Raw genomic sequence first — 16468 nt, 5'->3', positions numbered from 1 at the left:
ATATACCATTAAATGTTTTTTATAGTCGCGCTTTAAAGTTCGATTACAGACGATTAAAATCACCTAGGGTTAAGAGAAAAAACTTTGGAGACAGAGAATATCTTTTCATACTAATTTGCTTTTTTTTCTCAATTCTCTTGGACTGGATGAAAATCGTTTCTTTACCGCATAGGAGAAGCTGGAATAATCCGTGTATCCGAATTCTTCTGCCAGGTCCTGTAAAGGAGTATATGTTTCAGTTAGTTTCCGGTAAATGATTTTCATCCTGGCATTCTGGAAGAAGTCATATACTGTCAGTCCATGCCTGTACCGGAAAATATCTTCCAGTTTCTTTTCATTTGTACCGGCAAATTTGGCCAGTTGTTTTAATGTAGGAGGAGAAGATGCCTGCAGATGTTGCAGCAGATGTATCTCTGTGCGTTCTCCTTTTTCGTGATCGGCCGCATTGAGGCCATTATTGTCTGTGAGGTAACGTGAAAGCATATCGAGTGATTCAATAATGAGTTCTCCTGTCTTTTGTTCTCTGTATTTTTCACTGGCGATACTGGGAAGCTGGCGTTCCATAATATCGTTGATAATATTCCGCAGGCGTTCAGGAGCAACCATACTTTGTTCCAGTAATGTAACAGCGTCACCATTCTCTATTTTTTCGAGGAAGGGACTCACAACAGGAAAACTGTTGGTATATTCTTCCAGTTCAGCAATAGGAAGATGTACGTTGACCGCGATATAAATTCCCGGCGACTTAAACCTTATTACATGATGCAGATTATCTGCAATCACAATATTCAACTGATTATCGCTGGTGACACTTTCCTTATCTTCAAGCAAATAGTACATGGTACCATTCACCGTATAATGCATCAGCAGATCGCTTACATTGGCAGTAACCCTGAAATCAGCGGGATTCGTAATGATATAATGACTTACCCAGGCGGTATATCTTTCACTGGTGATCTGCTGATAAATAAGATGGCCAAAGCTATCACCGTGCGCATAATATGGTGTAGCGCCTTGCAGCAGGAAGCTGGTGAAGGCGAGGGGCAAACCGGGCGCGAAAAGTATAGCATGCCCATTGAGGGTTGTAATTGACAATGGTAGGGTCATCTGTATACCAAATTAAATAGAAGTACTGCAGTACCATTGCCATATCACTGATTAGTTGACTTTTAGGAGCATTTTAACAATATTGATTATTTCGTTTTGCGTAAATAATTTTCCTGATTCGTCTGGTTTGTTTTTGGACAAAAGCAGACATTTGCCAGCTCAAACCTATGCGTATTTTGGTAATTGCTTTATTATCAATTACTTGTTTGTGAAACCACAAGGGAAGCGTGGATTCAAATTGTAATGAATGAGGAAGCAGAATCAGCCACCAGGAAAAAAAGGCAAATCCTGGCTGAAAAGATTAAATGCCTGGTTACATCTCTGGCTCGGACTTGCATCCGGACTGATAGTCCTTATAGTTAGTATTACCGGATGTTTATTCGTATTCCAGAAAGAGATTTCTGAGATGATCTACAAGGATCTGCTTTTTGTAACCCCTCAATCTACTCCGGTACTCCCGCCAAGTGTATTGCAGGAAAAAGCACAGGCTGCCATTGGTAAAGACAAGAGCATCAATTATATGACCTTCTACAGGGAACCCGACAGGGCCTGGGAATTTATGGTATATAAGGCTGGTAATGAAAAGGCTATTACCTGGTTCGGTTCCGTAGATTATTATGGAAGTGTATTTGTAAATCCTTATACAGGAGCCATCACCGGCATCCACGATTATAAACACGACTTCTTTGTTGTTGTAAAATATATCCACTGGAGTTTATTATTAAATGGCCCTGTAGGAGAAGGGATTGTAGGCTGGAGTACCCTCATCTTTGTGATCTTGCTCATTACCGGACTAATCCTCTGGTGGCCTAAAAAATGGACAAAAGCCAGCAGGGAGCAGAGCTTTAAGATCAAATGGTCTGCGAAGTTCAAACGGGTTAATTATGATCTGCATAACGTACTTGGGTTCTACAGTATGTTACTCGCATTAGTAATAGCCTTCACCGGCATGGTATGGGCCTTTAGATGGTTTGAAGCTGCCGTATATGTAGTGGCAGCCCGTACAACTACTCCTCCTCAACACGCAGACTTCAAATCAGATACCTTACATGTCGCTTCCACTAACGGAATGGACATCGCATACGCCTGGTTGCTAAAGGAAATGCCGGATGCACAACGTTTCAGCGCCAGTGCGGTGGCTCCGGATGCAACGGCTCCTTTATATATGTCAGGTTATTATAGCAAGGAGACTTACTATAACCGGGATGATTTTCAGTTTGATAAACATTCCGGTAAAATGCTGGGTCGTATTACAGCTAAAGACCGGAATGCAGGAGAGAAGCTGAGCAATATGAACTACGATATTCATGTAGGCGCTATCGGCGGAATAGCCGGAAAGATCCTGGCCTTTATCATTAGCCTGATCTGTGCAAGTTTACCGGTGACAGGCTTGCTGGTATGGTTGAATAAGGGGAAGAAGAAAGCTAAAACAGACAAGAAGATAGTAGCAGAAGCTACTGTATAATAAGAGCTAATGCATACCTGATGCATAGCTCCTTCATGTCTGCGTCATGTCTCCTTCATACCTGAAGCATATTAACCGCGCACTTTGACTACGTCAGATAATATCTAACCAGGTAGTGCCTCAGTATGATTACATAATCTTCGTGCCAGATGTTATTGATAAATAGACCTTATCTGACGTGAATATTAGGTGAAGTTAAATTGAAAAACAAATCCTGCACCCATATTCCAAAGCTAAATCAGAGAACTAAACAGTCAGATGCAGTGTATTTATCAATAACATCTGGCAATCTACACAGTCATAACATTCAAACTGAGCCTATCCTACTAAGCAGATTAAACATTTAGCTTTATCTTAGTCCAAACTATCTCTCAATGAAATCATTATACCTTGTCATGTGCCTCGCAGCCTTAGCTGCCTGTAACGGTACTGGTGGCAATGATGCCAACAACGACTCTACTGCCATTAAAGCTATAGACTCCGCCGGATTTGTAAAAGACATCGGCAAACTGGCCTCTGACGAATTCCAGGGCCGTAAGCCATTCACCATTGGTGAAGAGAAGGCTATCAATTATATGGAACAACGCTTTAAGGAAATAGGGCTGGAGCCAGGTAATGGCAACAGTTACTTCCAGGAAGTGCCTATGGTAGAATTGACTTCCAAACCCGATGGCCCGTTAGTGTTCAAAGGCAAAAACGGTAGTCTTAGTTTACCTTATCTGGATGAATATGTAATAGCTACCCGCAGAGTACAGGAAAAAGTGACCATCAGTAATTCTGAGGTGGTATTTGCCGGCTTCGGTATCGTAGCCCCTGAATACAATTGGAACGATTACGAAGGGCTGGATGTAAAAGGCAAAACAGTAATCGTAATGGTCAATGATCCCGGTTTCTATGATGCAGCACTTTTCAAAGGCAAAACCATGACCTACTATGGCCGCTGGACATATAAATTTGAAGAAGCAGCCCGTCAGGGAGCCACTGGTATCATTATTATTCATGACATGGGACCCGCCAGTTACGGCTGGTCTGTAGTCCGTAGTGGCTGGTCCAAACCACGCCTGGATTTACAAACGCCTAATGATAATATGTCACGCGCTGCAATGGAAGGCTGGATTTCCAGGGAATCCGCACAGAAGTTGTTCAAACTGGCAGGAGTATCAGACTCTTTAATGAATGAGGCAAAGAAACGTGGCTTTAAAGCGGTACCATTAAACGTGACAACATCAATGGTCATCACCAATAAAATTAAAAAATCCACTTCTCATAACGTAATAGCCAAATGGCCGGGTACCGACCTTAAAAATGAGTACATCATCTATTCAGCACACTGGGATCACCTGGGTGTAGGAGAGGCCATTAAAGGAGATTCTATTTATAACGGAGCGGCCGACAATGCTTCTGGTTCTGCTGCTTTATTACAGCTTGCAACCGGCTTTAGCAAGCTGAAACAGCGCCCCCGCCGCTCTATACTGTTCATTGCACTTACAGGCGAAGAACAGGGCTTATTAGGCTCAGAATACTATGCTTCACATCCGGTGTATCCACTGGATTCTACCGTAGTGGATATCAATATGGATGTGCTGAACTTCTTCGGACGTACAAAGGATATTACTATTATTGGTCTGGGTCAGTCTGACATGGACGATTACGCTGCTGTAGCAGCTAAGAAGCAAGGGCGTATTGTTGTACCGGAAACAAACCCTTCTAATGGCTGGTTTTTCCGTTCAGATCATTTCAACTTTGCCAAAGTAGGTGTACCTGCATTGTATCCTGGCAGTGGTAATATCTCTGTTTTCCATGATACTGCCTGGGCACCCACTCATGCCACCAATTATGGCCGCGAACGTTATCACTCACCTGCAGATCAGCTGGACAGCACCTGGGAATTCTCCGGAATGGTGGAAGATGTTCGTTTACTGTTTGATGTGGGAGTGACACTGGGAAGTGAAAGTAAATTCCCCGGCTGGAAGCAGGGATCAGAATTTAAGAATAAAAGAAAATAAAATAAAAAAGGCGAATGTACTTCATTCGCCTTTTTTATTCGTAATACCTAAATATTTCTCCTATCTCCAATATCTCTCTGTCATCTCTTAACCCTTTTTTCGATGACACGCATTAGTTTTGATAGAAAAGGAAGCTTCAGCTAAAGGATTTATAGATTCTCCACAGGCGGTAAATGTCTGCAACCTTCTGTGGGTAGACCGCTAAAGGTAGACAGTAACAATCTAAAGTTTAGCTTTTTGAATTAAAAGGCCCCTTTATTATGAAAACAAGAAAAATTATGTTGACCATTTTGTGCATGGTTGCATTTGTCACTGGTGCAGTGGCATATAATTCAGTCCGGATGAATGGGACTCTTTGGTGTAATACACTCCCATTAACAACTCCCTGCAACCCATTATATAGTCAAAGCCCCTCAGGTGTAGTAATGAATTGTACAACTGATGTCAATAGTACGGTATGTACTATACATTTACGTGTTATAATGAATATGTAAATGAAGATAATATAAAACACTAAGCCTCTTCACTATGAAATATGCAAAAACGCTATTGATAATTTTCAGCGTACTTGTTGTTATTGGCGGTGTAATTGCATTTAAAATATACAAACAAAGTGAAGCCCTTTTCTGCACCAGTATAACCGCTCCCAAAGATGCACTTTGCATAGGGACCTATACAACGAATACGATGGGAGTCGTTCTCCGTTGTACATCTAAACCCAATACTACAGCATGTACACTATTACGTCGCGTAGCTGCAAGCAATTAATAAGGTAACATCAACAGGCATTAAACAGTCCGTTGATGTTATTTTTTATACGCATTTATGAAATATATCTTCCTCCTGATGCTGTTATATGTGAACAGCTGTTTCTGCCAAAAGAAAACACTTGATACAGGTATATTGAATAATTGGCCGCTGATAAAAAGGGTGGCTCTCTCTGGCGATGGCAAGTACATTATGTATACAATCCGTTACCAGTTAAAAGGAAGTGGGACTTTAGTAATTCGATCTACTCATACTAATCAGCAAACAACACTACCGGGAATATTATCTTCTGAAATGATTGAGGCAAATGGGACAATCGTTCTCTTTCTGAATAAGTCAGATAGCCTGGGAATAGTTTCACTAGTTGATTCTACAACAGAATATGTTCCTTATGTAAAGGCTTACAGGCTTTTTAAACAAAAACAAATCATCGCTTATTTATCCGAAAAAGATTTGGTTATTCGTAATCTGCTAACTGGAAAACAACATGTTTTTACAGGAGCTGTAACTTACGAGTTAAGTGATGATGGTAATATCCTGCTATTACAAAGAGCTGAAAATCTGGAAAGAATCGACCTGCTCACAGGAAATAAAGCCATAATCTATAATGGGGTGAAACCTGGTAATCTTGTACAGGATCCCTGTGGAACGCAAATTGCCTTCACTATAGGAGATACATTGTGGTATTATCAGACAGAAACAGGTAAAGCTGTTGCATTGATAAATGGACAGGTAGATGGAATATCTGCCTTCAGCAAGGATGGAAGTAAACTGTTTTTTAGCCTGAAAGAAAACATCCCTCAGGGTCCTCGGCCAGATGCTGTAAAAGTGGATGTATGGAGTTATAAAGATCCCCGCTTACAGTCACAGCAATTAGTAGAAGAGTTATGGCCCAGAAGCTTTGCGGCTGTAATACGATTGAAGGATCATCAGATAATCCGGTTGGAACAGGAAGATGAAGTGGTGCTAATAAGAACAGATGATATAGCATGGATTAGTCATAGTAAAGGTAATATTGAAGAAGACCATTGGAATTCATCAGTAAAACCTTCTTATTATATCATGTCTGTAAATAATGGAGAAAGGAAACCGACAAATATCCGGATGTCAGTTTTCTCGGAATCAACGGGAGGAAAATACCTGGTAGATATGGACACTACCGGAAATGACCTTTATAGCTATGAATTGGCAACAGGTGAAAGTCGTAATATTACTGCCGCTATCTCTGTTCCTTTAATTGATAGTACATTCGATTTATACATGGATCAAAGACCCCGTGGATTTGAGGTCGTAGCCTGGCTGGAAAATGATGCAGCGGTCCTGGTTTATGATCAGTATGATATATGGAGACTCGATCCTTCCGGGAAGCTGCACCCTGTTAACCTCACCAATGGTTATGGCCGGCGGCATAATATAATTCTTCGCCTCGCTGATAATTATACTGGTAAAACAATTGCATTGAATGAAGAACTGATATTAATGGCATTCAACCGGCAAACTAAAGAAAGTGGCTTTTACAAAAAAAAAGTCAGCCAACGGGGGGATCCGGTACGATTGACGATGGGCCCCTATTATTATGACTTACCAGGTAACAATTTCCTTTGCGAGTTATCCTCCATTAAAGCCCGGAATAGTGCAATATACCTGGTAAAACGAGAGAGCGCTACAGAATCCTCCAATTGTTTTTTAACTATTGATTTCAAGACTTTTACCCCACTAAGTAATATCTACCCTGAAAAAGCATATAACTGGTTGAATGTGGAACTACTCAATTGGGTGGGGCCGGATAACCGGCCAGTACAAGGGTTATTATATAAACCCGAAAATTTTGACGCTGCTAAACAATACCCTGTTATTTTTCATTTCTATGAAAGAATGTCAGATGAGTTAAATAAATACCGTGTTCCATCCTTTACAGGCGTTTATGGTCCTCTTAATATTCCTTTGGCTGTAAGTCAGGGCTATCTGGTATTTATCCCTGATATTTATTATAAAACAGGTAGTCCTGGTCCAAGTGCTTTTGACGCTGTAATGTCAGCTGCCGGATATTTAAGTAAGTTCCCCTGGGTGGATACCACAAGGATGGGATTACAGGGGCACAGCTGGGGCGGATATGAAACCAATTATATTATAACCCATACTCACCTGTTTGCAGCTGCAATGTCTTCGGCTGGCCCCTCGGATCTCATAAGCGATTATGGAGATCTGTTTCAGTCAGGCCAAAGCAGGCAACCACTCTACGAAGTAAGACAATTCCGGATGAAAGCCACATTATGGGATCAGCCAACATCATACATCAGCAATTCTCCCATTTTTGACATAAACAATGTCACAACCCCTCTGTTGATCATGCATAATAAAAAAGATAGTAATGTGCCTTTTTCTCAGGGAATAGAGCTTTTTACTGCGCTGCGTCGTCTTGGGAAAAAGGCCTGGATGTTACAATATGATGATGATGGACATGGAATTTTCTTTCTTAAAGATGCAACAGATTATACGATCCGCCTTACACAGTTTTTTAATCATTATCTAAAAGGAGCTCCTCCTGCAAGATGGATGACAAAAGGAATACCGGCTTCAAAAAAAGGGATTGATACCGGCCTTGAGCCCGATACATCAGGAGCAATACCATAACTAACTGGTAGAATTATCCTTTTTTAACAGGGAGCCGGCTAATAATATTGAAAAGCTGAAACATAAGATCATATTGAATAGCTGATATCTGAATATGATAGGGGCCGCTAACACACTGAAAAACAGATTGAGAATCCAGTATAAGTACATAAATGATAAGACCATATGAAATTGTTTGGTCTCCATTTTATATGCCCCGCTTATGAAATAGAAAAAATTAGCTACTAAAAAAACCATAGTAGTTACAGGTACCAGTATAGTTGAAATACGAAAAGGTTCATAATCTTTTCTTTTTAGGTAAGTACTTACTTTATTAGTTTTATATGAGAACCATTTTTTGGCAAGCGGTTGTATAGTATCCTGACCATTATTATAAAAACGTAAGATATCATCCGGAGGTAATAAATAATAAGAGAGATTAGGCTTTACATAATAATGCAAATAATCAGTTGGGTATTTTTTTATAAGATATAATCCATACTCTCTGTACAGAGGGGCCAAAGCAACCATTTGCTTGGAAGAAAGATAATAGTTTGTTTTGTTCAGGGTTCTTCCATATAAATGCAGAGGGGAATAATAGTCATTTGAGTAATACCCATTTAACCCATCGTGCCGTACGGATAAAAGTTGTAACGTGTCAATATAATGTGTAACGACTTTGTGTAGCGCTGCAAATTTTTTTGGTACGCTATCAGACTTTCGTTCTTTTTCCGGTATTTTCTCATACATAAGCATCGCATTATTGGTTAATTGCCAATCACCAAAAGCCGACAGCTGGTTAACCCCTAATGTTCTCCCATTTTGATGGACTGTAAGCAAAATAAGGCCACTTGTAAATAGCACAATCATCAGCCATCCAATCATCTTTTTTTTGTGGGATAAGTGACAATAAGTGAAAACAGTCAGGCTAATGAGAGGATAAAATATTGCCTGATATCTAACTGTAATTATGAACAGGAGTACTGCTGCATGCCACAACAAAATCTTCGTTGTTGGATGGTATATTATTCTGAAAAGTTGTGATATCCATATTAAACTCAAACTGATAAAAAAAAGATCGCTTAAAATGAAATTGCTTAAATACAGGAATATAGGGTTTAGAAACAGGAAGCAAAATATGCCATATTTTACCCATCTGCTACAGGATGTTAAATTAATAATAGTAAAAAAGAAATATAGGGCAGCAATATGATAAAAGAGCCATTGACAAAAGATCAATATAACATCTGAATGTGTAAATGCACTGATAAATCGTAAAAAATTGGAATATCCAACCGGCCATATATTTGAATAGGTATTTGTATCTGCATTTTCTAGATAATGATAAGAATCATATGTAAAGCTCGGGAAAGGAAAGAAAAATTTAAGCAATATAAACTGTAATATCATAGTGATAAGGGCTAGAGAAATATATTTATTATCCCGGATGAAATTTACCTGCATAGAATTTATTTTTTAAATGTTTTCCTTAGATCATATTGGATAGTTAGTATAAAATATCGTTCTGCCAGATTATCCTGCTTTTGGGTAATCGCATTGCCTGAAATAGATTGTGATAACAGCGCGGCTTCATTTAACAGGTTACTGCCTTGGAGGCGAACCGTTAATTTATTTTTAAAAAGTAGTTTTTCAATGGAAGCATTTAATAGTAAGGGGTTCGTTCCAATAGCATATCCGGTATTCATTTGTTTACTTACATCTGCTGCCAGTATAAGTGTTTTGGCGAAATTGACTTTGCCATTTAAACCGAATACCCATGTGCCAAGATTAGTAATATTATTCTCCGAAAGGATGTACACATTCCGGTTGTAGGTATAATTCACTACTCCGGTTATTTCAAGCCAATCCCGAGTAATAGAGGCTTTCGCGGACAGCGTACTTGCCAGGTTATGTGTCGTTCTTCGTACATTATTCATATATAATATACTATTGTTGTAAGTATTATTCCCATTGAATAATAGATTGTATTTCCCGTTATTAAATCGTCTGGACCAACTATAAAGGAAACGGAAAAAATAATCACCATTGGTATTCAAGAAATGTGTTTCCTGCTTTACGGTATTGAAACTATCCTTTACCAACAAGCTATTCGTTACAATTTTATCCTTTGTATAACTGGCTGCAAAGAGTAGCAGTAGCGTACTCGTTTTTACTGCACGATAGCTCAATAGGATTGAGTGAGTAAGTGATGACTGTAAATCCGGATTGCCTATAATAGGGAACTGGTTGTTGCTAAGGTCTGGTACAGATTGTAATTGCTGGTAGCTAGGGAAGATGCTCTCGCCTGAATAAATAAATGTGATGGCTGATTTTGGTAATTTATATTGCATATTAACAATCGGTACCAGGGGTGCTATACGCTGTGTACGTGTTATCCCCGTCTGGAGAATGGATGGTTGAAATAACGCGCCTAATGTATAATCGAACTTGCCCTTTTTTCTCTGGTAGTTGAACGATACCTGATGTTGTAGCCTGGTATACTTGTATTTACTACTGAGAGAATCAATATATTTTTCACCCCATTGTATTTCCTGTTCGTTCTTTATTATGGTAGAAGTAACACCATATTTTAGCTCAAGACTGGAAACCGTATTTAATGGTTGTACAAAAGATATTTCCGGTTTGGTTATAAGATTGTGATTCTTTTTATATAAAGACTGGTGTAATAGAGAATCACCTATAGCGGTATCATTATTGTAATATCGTAGGCTGTCATAGCTATTCTGTTTATTGTCATTATTAATTTTAATAACGGAAAAGTTAAACGATACAATCCTGCCTGATTTGTTAAAGCGGTGAGAAGCTGATAAATTGCCAGACCATGTTGGCTCGTGGCTGCTGATATTATTGACGGTTAGCTGATCTTTACGTTGAAGACCACTTTGTATTGCGGTAAACTGACTGCCACTGGCAGTATTATTCAGTGTAGTATTTATCATAACGTTGATGAACGTCGTGGGGTTCGGAATATAATTTGCTTCACCGGTAAAACTATGGTTGTTATTATTACTATTGTTATTGCTGCTATTATCTACATGAAGGAGACCTTCGGACGTTATATTATTAATAAAACTGTGAGACAGCAGCTCATTGGTAGTATGCCCGGAGGATATACCGGAATTTACAGATAATGCTTTACTTATTGTATGTTGATAATTAATGTTGCCATTAGTATTGGTGTTATTCCCCGTTAGGGTATTTATATTATTACTGGTCCCATTTATTAATAACTGTTGCTGATCATTAAAATAATTGGCCATTACGGCCGCATTATATCTGCCATTATTACCCGCACCGGCAATTCCTTTCCCTTGAAGTATTTTATTCATAACCGTTTGTATATTGATAACCTGTTCCGGCTCTCCTGTTTTTCTGCCGATAACCCGGGCCATAATACCATAATCATCTATCAGTTGTATTTTTTCAATCATGTCTGCAGGGAACAGGCGAGTCAGACTTTTAATATCATTTATAAACACATCTTTGCCATTAATCCGCACCTTACGGATCCTCTTTCCCATAAAGGTGATATTCCCATCCATATCGATTTCTATGCCCGGCAAACGTCTTAAAAGGTCCTCTGCCGAACTATTCCTCATCAGGTGATACTCATCTGCCCTATACTCAAGTGTATCTTCTTTTATAACTATCGGCGGGTATTTACCTTTTACAATTACTTCCTTTAAGAGGATAGGGTTAGTGGTTTGGCCCGATGCATCATACAGACTAAACAAAAGAGATAGGGAAAAAAATATCCTTTTTATGCTAAACATGAACTGTATGCAATGGAATAACAAATCGTTCCTGATGGAATGGGGAATTACATAAGTTACCAGGAGCTATTAATTTAGTATAGTGAAAATGGGTTCCTCGCTATACTTGTTAACGTATCGGGCAATGGGTCATTTATTTGTGCAATCACACATCTAACTCGTATAATGTAAAGTACTAAGTATTTACGTAATTAATGTTAGGACATCAGGGAGAAAACCGGGAGGCTTTGCCTCCGCACTATAGCGGAAATGCTTAACTGACTTTTTATGAGAATTAACTATGCTTTAGCTTTTTACGTAATGATTTAAGCCCCCGGTGAATCCGGTTCCTAAAGGATTGTATATTCTTAAGAAAGAAAAATCTCCATATGCTGCGACTCCCAACGGCAATATTGATCTGTTGTGCCAACTCTTTATTTTCACTCCATAAATTATGATGGGTGCGGTTTTTTTTACGGATCAGATCAATAGATTTATTCCTTATTACCTTTGAAAGATAAGCTTTCAGACAATTACTTATATCCAGCTTTTCTTTTTTACTCCATAATAAGATAAATGCTTCCTGCATAATATTCCTGGCATCTTTTTCATTTCCAAGGATGGCAAATGCTTCTATAAATAAACGTTTATGGTAGCGGTCAAATATAGCATTGAATGCATTCTCATTACCGGATTGCAGCAGAAAGAACAAATCATGATCACTATAGCCTTCATAAACTAACATAAGGAGGATTTTAGGTTAGCCGGCATTTAATCATAGAACTATAATAAAAGAGTTGTTATTGGTTCATGTAATTTACAAAATTGTCCTATAAATAAAAAATAACCACTACTTTCCAAATTTTTTAAGGATCCTATTAATTATTTCTTCATGGGGGTTAATTAATTTTGAATTATTTAACTATGCAACTTAAAAACCATTCTGCGTTAGTAAATACAGTTATCCTCTTTCCTGAGAACATAGATTATACGATTTTCTTACAGCCGTTTAATATTAATTATAAATTATCGGAATATTATTTACAGGTTGGAGAAATAGTAGATATGCTTGGGTGGATGTTTTATATCCCCGTTTCTTTGCCTCATTTATCTCCTTTATTAGAGAAACTGGTTCCTTATCTCTCATCCAGGAATATCGCATTTAAAATACCCTTTAACCGCGAGATGCATTATCATTTGAAAGAAGGGTCTTTTGGGTATGAACGATTGGGAAAGGTAATTTGTATTTATCCGGATAATCAGTCTGACATTGAATCTCTTGCCACAGAACTGATTTCTCTTACTGAAACATATAAAGGGACGATTGTACCCAGTTCTGCTTACCTGAATGGAATTGTACACGTCCGGTATGGCCCGTTCATTCCGATAGTCCGGCCAAATGGAGAATATTTTTATGATGATAGTGGAACGCCGGTAGAAGATAAATATACGATCCCATACCGTTTACCGGAGAAGATTCACTGGCCGTTTAAAAATATTGCCAATTGGCAGCTACCTACATCCGGAAAGATCCTGAATAATAAGTACTATTTAGAAAAAGAGATAGAAGTATTGCCCAAGGGAAGAGTGATGCGGGGAAAATTCAAAAAGGGATTATTGAATTCTCAGCAATGTTTAATTAAAGAAGGAAGATCGGGCATGTTTTCAGATAATATCGGTCGTGATATAGGGGACAGACTATTATGGCAGCAACAATTACTCCTCTTGCTGGGAGATAAAATACCATTGCCATATCTGATTGATTACTTCATAGAAAATGGGAATACTTATCTGGTGATGGAGTATATCAATGGGATTACTTTCCATCAGTTTTTAGATGAACAATTTATGTTCCATAACTGGGTGGAACTACCGGAAGAAAAGAGGCGGACCGTAATCAGTTATCTGCTTGAAATTACAAACCTGATAGGTATTATGCACCAGGAAGGATACGTGCATCGGGATATCAGCACCACTAACTTCATGGTTGACAAAAAGGGGAAACTACACGTATTGGATATTGAACTGGCCTATGATGTGTCAAAGTCAGATTCCCCTTTTGATGGAGGAACACCCGGGTATATGTCTCCGGAACAAAAAACACATGCTATTCCTGATTTCAGGCAGGATATTTATAGCCTTGGTGCGCTTATCCTGACGGCAATAATCCGCTTGGAGCCTCAGAAATTCACCGGAGAAAACCTGTATAATAATTTGTTTTACTTTATCGGTAACAAGGAGCTGACAGACCTTATTATCAGATGTCTGGATTATAATCCGGAAAGGCGTCCATCTATTCCGGAAATAACGGAGGTATTATCAGAATACAGGAAACAGCCGGATATAGAATTTATGCCAATAATAAACAAAGGAGTAATAAAACGATTGGTAGAACGTGCTGTTTCGGGATTATATGCACCTGAAGTAGTAGATCAGGAGGGTTACTGGACCTCACAGATTTATTCTTTTCGTCAGGACCGTAACGTATTTGTTGGGTTATATAAAGGGATTGGAGGAATCCTTTATTTACTGAGCCGGGTTGAAAAGGCCGGGATGCCCATAGATACCCATAATAGCATATTACAGGCAAATTGGACATTCCTGTGTGAGCGTTACCTGGATTTTGCATTAGAGGCTCCTGCAGGCTTATTTAATGATAAAACGGGTATAGCTGTTGCGTTGACAGCAGCCTTAGATGCAGGTCTTATCGAAAACAATAAGGAACACATTACTTATCTTAAAAACTTGTTGCACGACCTTCCTGAAGGGATAGATGTAGAAAATGGGATTGCCGGATATGGCATTGCATTATTACGATGTCTTCGTTACCTGGACCTGAATTTTGTAAACGAGCGCTTATCAGCTGTAATTCTCACGGTATTAGAATTACAAAATCGAAATGGGACATGGTTATCTGATAAGAAACTCCCGGTTTTTGAAAAAGGGAATGCTGGTATTACATGGTTTTTATTGGAATGTTATCAGTTAACCCAGAACCTTGACCTTTTAAAAAGAGTAGAGAAATCCCTGGAATGGCTGGAGGAAAAATATAAAGCTACTTCTATTGCTTTGAATGGTATTGCAGGTGTTGCATTAACGTTTATCAAAGCTTTTGAGGTAACGGAGGATGTAAGGTTCAAAAACTATGCAGAGAAAATGTTATTATCAATACCTTCCCGTATAACTACTAATAACTATACATTTAATAATGGGTTAGCTGGTTTAGGGGAAATATACCTGGAAGCTTACAGGGTATTTAAAAATAATAATTGGCGTCATCGTGCAGACTGGATTGCAGGAATATTCCTGCATACCAACGCAGGCAATGAAGAAAAAACATACTGGATCCAAAATGATGCACACGCCCCATATGCCGATCTGATCATTGGCAATAGCGGAATTATTCATTTTCTGCTCCGGTATCTGTATCCCGAAAAGGTACCGTTAATGATACTCTCTGATATCTGACGTTATACATAGAAACAATGTCCCGGCTAGAAAACCAGGACCGGAATTTTATAACGTTGTAATAAATATAAGAGACTCTTTAAATAAAATTTTTATTCCTCAACTCCTTCGGGCCAAACGAAAATCTCCTCTTCACAGCATACGAAAAACTAGAGTAATCAGTATATCCAAACAGCACCGAAATATCCTGCAATGGAATATCCGTTTCCGTTAACTTCCGGTAAACAAGATCCATCCGTGCATTCTGGAAATAATCATACACCGTCGTGCCATGTCGGCACCTGAATATTTCTTCCAGTTTTTTTTCATTAGTACCAGCATATTTAGCCAACTGCTTCAATGTGGGAGGAGTAGGATGACGCAAATGATTCAACAGATATATCTCTGTTTTATTGCCTCGCTTATGATCCAATACAGTAAGGCCATGTTCATCTTTCAGGTATCTGGAAAGCATATCTAATGATTCAATAATAAATTCGTTGATTTTTTGTTCGCTATACTTTTTTCCTACAGTTTTAGGTAGCTGACGATCTGTAATATCAGATACAATGTTACGCAGGCGTTCATTGGCTACAACCCTTTGTCTCAGGGAGACTGTTTTTCCGGTTGTTATCTTATCCAGGAGTATTTGCACAATAGGGAAGCTATCTTTATATTCCTGCAGTAGAGGATGATGGACCTGTACACTAATAGCCATGTATATACCAGGTTCTTTAAACCGCATAATATTATACAAGCTCTGAGGGATCATAAAATTCAACTGGGACTCATCTGTATCTTTCTCTTCGTTATCTATAACATACTGCATTTTACCTTTTATAGTATAATGCAGCAGCAGATCATCTATCTTACCGGAAACATGAAACTCAACAGGTTTGGAGATAAAGAACTGGTTGATCCATGCAGTACATCCATATAAATTAATTTGTTGATAGAGTAGTAAACCAAATTTTTCAATTTCAACATGCCATGATGAAGCTCCTTCCAGTATATTATAACCTGGAAACGTGTGTGGCAAACCTTCCGAAAACAATATAGGCTCTCCTGATTGAGTAGTAATAGACAATGGGAGGGTCATGTTTATACAATTTTAAATGAAGTATTAAGTTTCGACCGTTATTTGACCTGATGATTTTGAAATGTATAAGCGGCTGTTTGATCTTTATTTAGGATATATAATTTTGGTTATTGACTCTACCTGTTGACATATCTGGCCGTTGGCTATTATGAGTATTACATATTATCTGATTCCTCGGATATATAATTTG

At 38.6% G+C, this 16468-nt stretch carries 10 protein-coding genes; 5 read left to right on the top strand and 5 right to left on the bottom strand.

From position 1 onward, the window contains the following. Positions 1-105: 105 nt before the first annotated feature. Positions 106-1107, bottom strand: coding sequence for a helix-turn-helix domain-containing protein (locus BMW86_RS07210; protein WP_089780369.1), 1002 nt, complete (start codon positions 1105-1107; stop codon positions 106-108). 247 nt (positions 1108-1354) lie between these two features. Between BMW86_RS07210 and BMW86_RS07205 the strand changes: the two genes are divergently transcribed. The 4 genes from BMW86_RS07205 (at position 1355) to BMW86_RS07195 (ending at position 7980) form a co-directional block, all read left to right on the top strand. Continuing rightward, complete coding sequence (locus BMW86_RS07205) at positions 1355-2572, top strand: PepSY-associated TM helix domain-containing protein (RefSeq protein WP_089780366.1); 1218 nt, start codon at positions 1355-1357, stop codon at positions 2570-2572. Between the two features lie 374 nt (positions 2573-2946). Then, positions 2947-4578, top strand: a complete 1632-nt coding sequence (locus BMW86_RS07200) for a M28 family metallopeptidase (RefSeq protein ID WP_089780364.1) — start codon at positions 2947-2949, stop codon at positions 4576-4578. A gap of 528 nt (positions 4579-5106) precedes the next feature. Then, positions 5107-5346 (top strand): hypothetical protein, encoded by a 240-nt coding sequence (locus BMW86_RS32460; protein ID WP_143056513.1) that lies wholly within the window; start codon positions 5107-5109, stop codon positions 5344-5346. Between the two features lie 57 nt (positions 5347-5403). Further along, on the top strand, positions 5404-7980 hold the full coding sequence (locus tag BMW86_RS07195; RefSeq protein WP_089780363.1) for a S9 family peptidase: 2577 nt from the start codon (positions 5404-5406) through the stop codon (positions 7978-7980). Here BMW86_RS07195 and BMW86_RS07190 read toward each other — a convergent pair whose 3' ends face one another. The 3 genes from BMW86_RS07190 to BMW86_RS07175 form a co-directional block, all read right to left on the bottom strand. Next, on the bottom strand, positions 7981-8844 hold the full coding sequence (locus BMW86_RS07190) for a hypothetical protein (protein WP_089780361.1): 864 nt from the start codon (positions 8842-8844) through the stop codon (positions 7981-7983). Positions 8845-9428: 584 nt separating this feature from the next. Continuing rightward, entirely contained in the window at positions 9429-11714 is a 2286-nt protein-coding gene (locus BMW86_RS07180) for an outer membrane beta-barrel protein (RefSeq protein ID WP_177189180.1), read from the bottom strand. Positions 11715-12027: 313 nt separating this feature from the next. After that, positions 12028-12477: an RNA polymerase sigma factor gene (locus BMW86_RS07175; RefSeq protein ID WP_089780355.1), complete on the bottom strand. Its 450-nt coding sequence runs from the start codon at positions 12475-12477 to the stop codon at positions 12028-12030. 179 nt (positions 12478-12656) lie between these two features. On the opposite strand from BMW86_RS07175, the gene BMW86_RS07170 reads away from it, so the two are divergent. Next, a complete protein-coding gene (locus BMW86_RS07170; protein WP_089780353.1) occupies positions 12657-15200 on the top strand; it encodes a lanthionine synthetase LanC family protein in 2544 nt (847 codons plus the stop codon). A gap of 79 nt (positions 15201-15279) precedes the next feature. Here the strand turns inward: BMW86_RS07170 and BMW86_RS07165 are convergent, their stop codons facing one another. Beyond that, positions 15280-16278 (bottom strand): helix-turn-helix domain-containing protein, encoded by a 999-nt coding sequence (locus BMW86_RS07165; protein ID WP_089780351.1) that lies wholly within the window; start codon positions 16276-16278, stop codon positions 15280-15282. Between the last annotated feature and the right edge of the window lie 190 nt (positions 16279-16468).

The sequence above is a fragment of the Chitinophaga sp. YR573 genome (assembly GCF_900110995.1).
Classification (GTDB): domain Bacteria; phylum Bacteroidota; class Bacteroidia; order Chitinophagales; family Chitinophagaceae; genus Chitinophaga.
Note: the sequence above shows the minus strand (reverse complement) of the source record. Positions and strands in the feature narration are given on the sequence as shown.

Coding starts and splice junctions, on each gene's coding strand:
- BMW86_RS07210 (WP_089780369.1), bottom strand. CDS start 1,107: ATGACCCTACCATTGTCAATTACAACCCTCAATGGGCATGCTATACTT.
- BMW86_RS07200 (WP_089780364.1), top strand. CDS start 2,947: ATGAAATCATTATACCTTGTCATGTGCCTCGCAGCCTTAGCTGCCTGT.
- BMW86_RS07175 (WP_089780355.1), bottom strand. CDS start 12,477: ATGTTAGTTTATGAAGGCTATAGTGATCATGATTTGTTCTTTCTGCTG.
- BMW86_RS07165 (WP_089780351.1), bottom strand. CDS start 16,278: ATGACCCTCCCATTGTCTATTACTACTCAATCAGGAGAGCCTATATTG.
- BMW86_RS07190 (WP_089780361.1), bottom strand. CDS start 8,844: ATGATTGGATGGCTGATGATTGTGCTATTTACAAGTGGCCTTATTTTG.
- BMW86_RS32460 (WP_143056513.1), top strand. CDS start 5,107: ATGAAATATGCAAAAACGCTATTGATAATTTTCAGCGTACTTGTTGTT.
- BMW86_RS07195 (WP_089780363.1), top strand. CDS start 5,404: ATGAAATATATCTTCCTCCTGATGCTGTTATATGTGAACAGCTGTTTC.
- BMW86_RS07205 (WP_089780366.1), top strand. CDS start 1,355: ATGAGGAAGCAGAATCAGCCACCAGGAAAAAAAGGCAAATCCTGGCTG.
- BMW86_RS07170 (WP_089780353.1), top strand. CDS start 12,657: ATGCAACTTAAAAACCATTCTGCGTTAGTAAATACAGTTATCCTCTTT.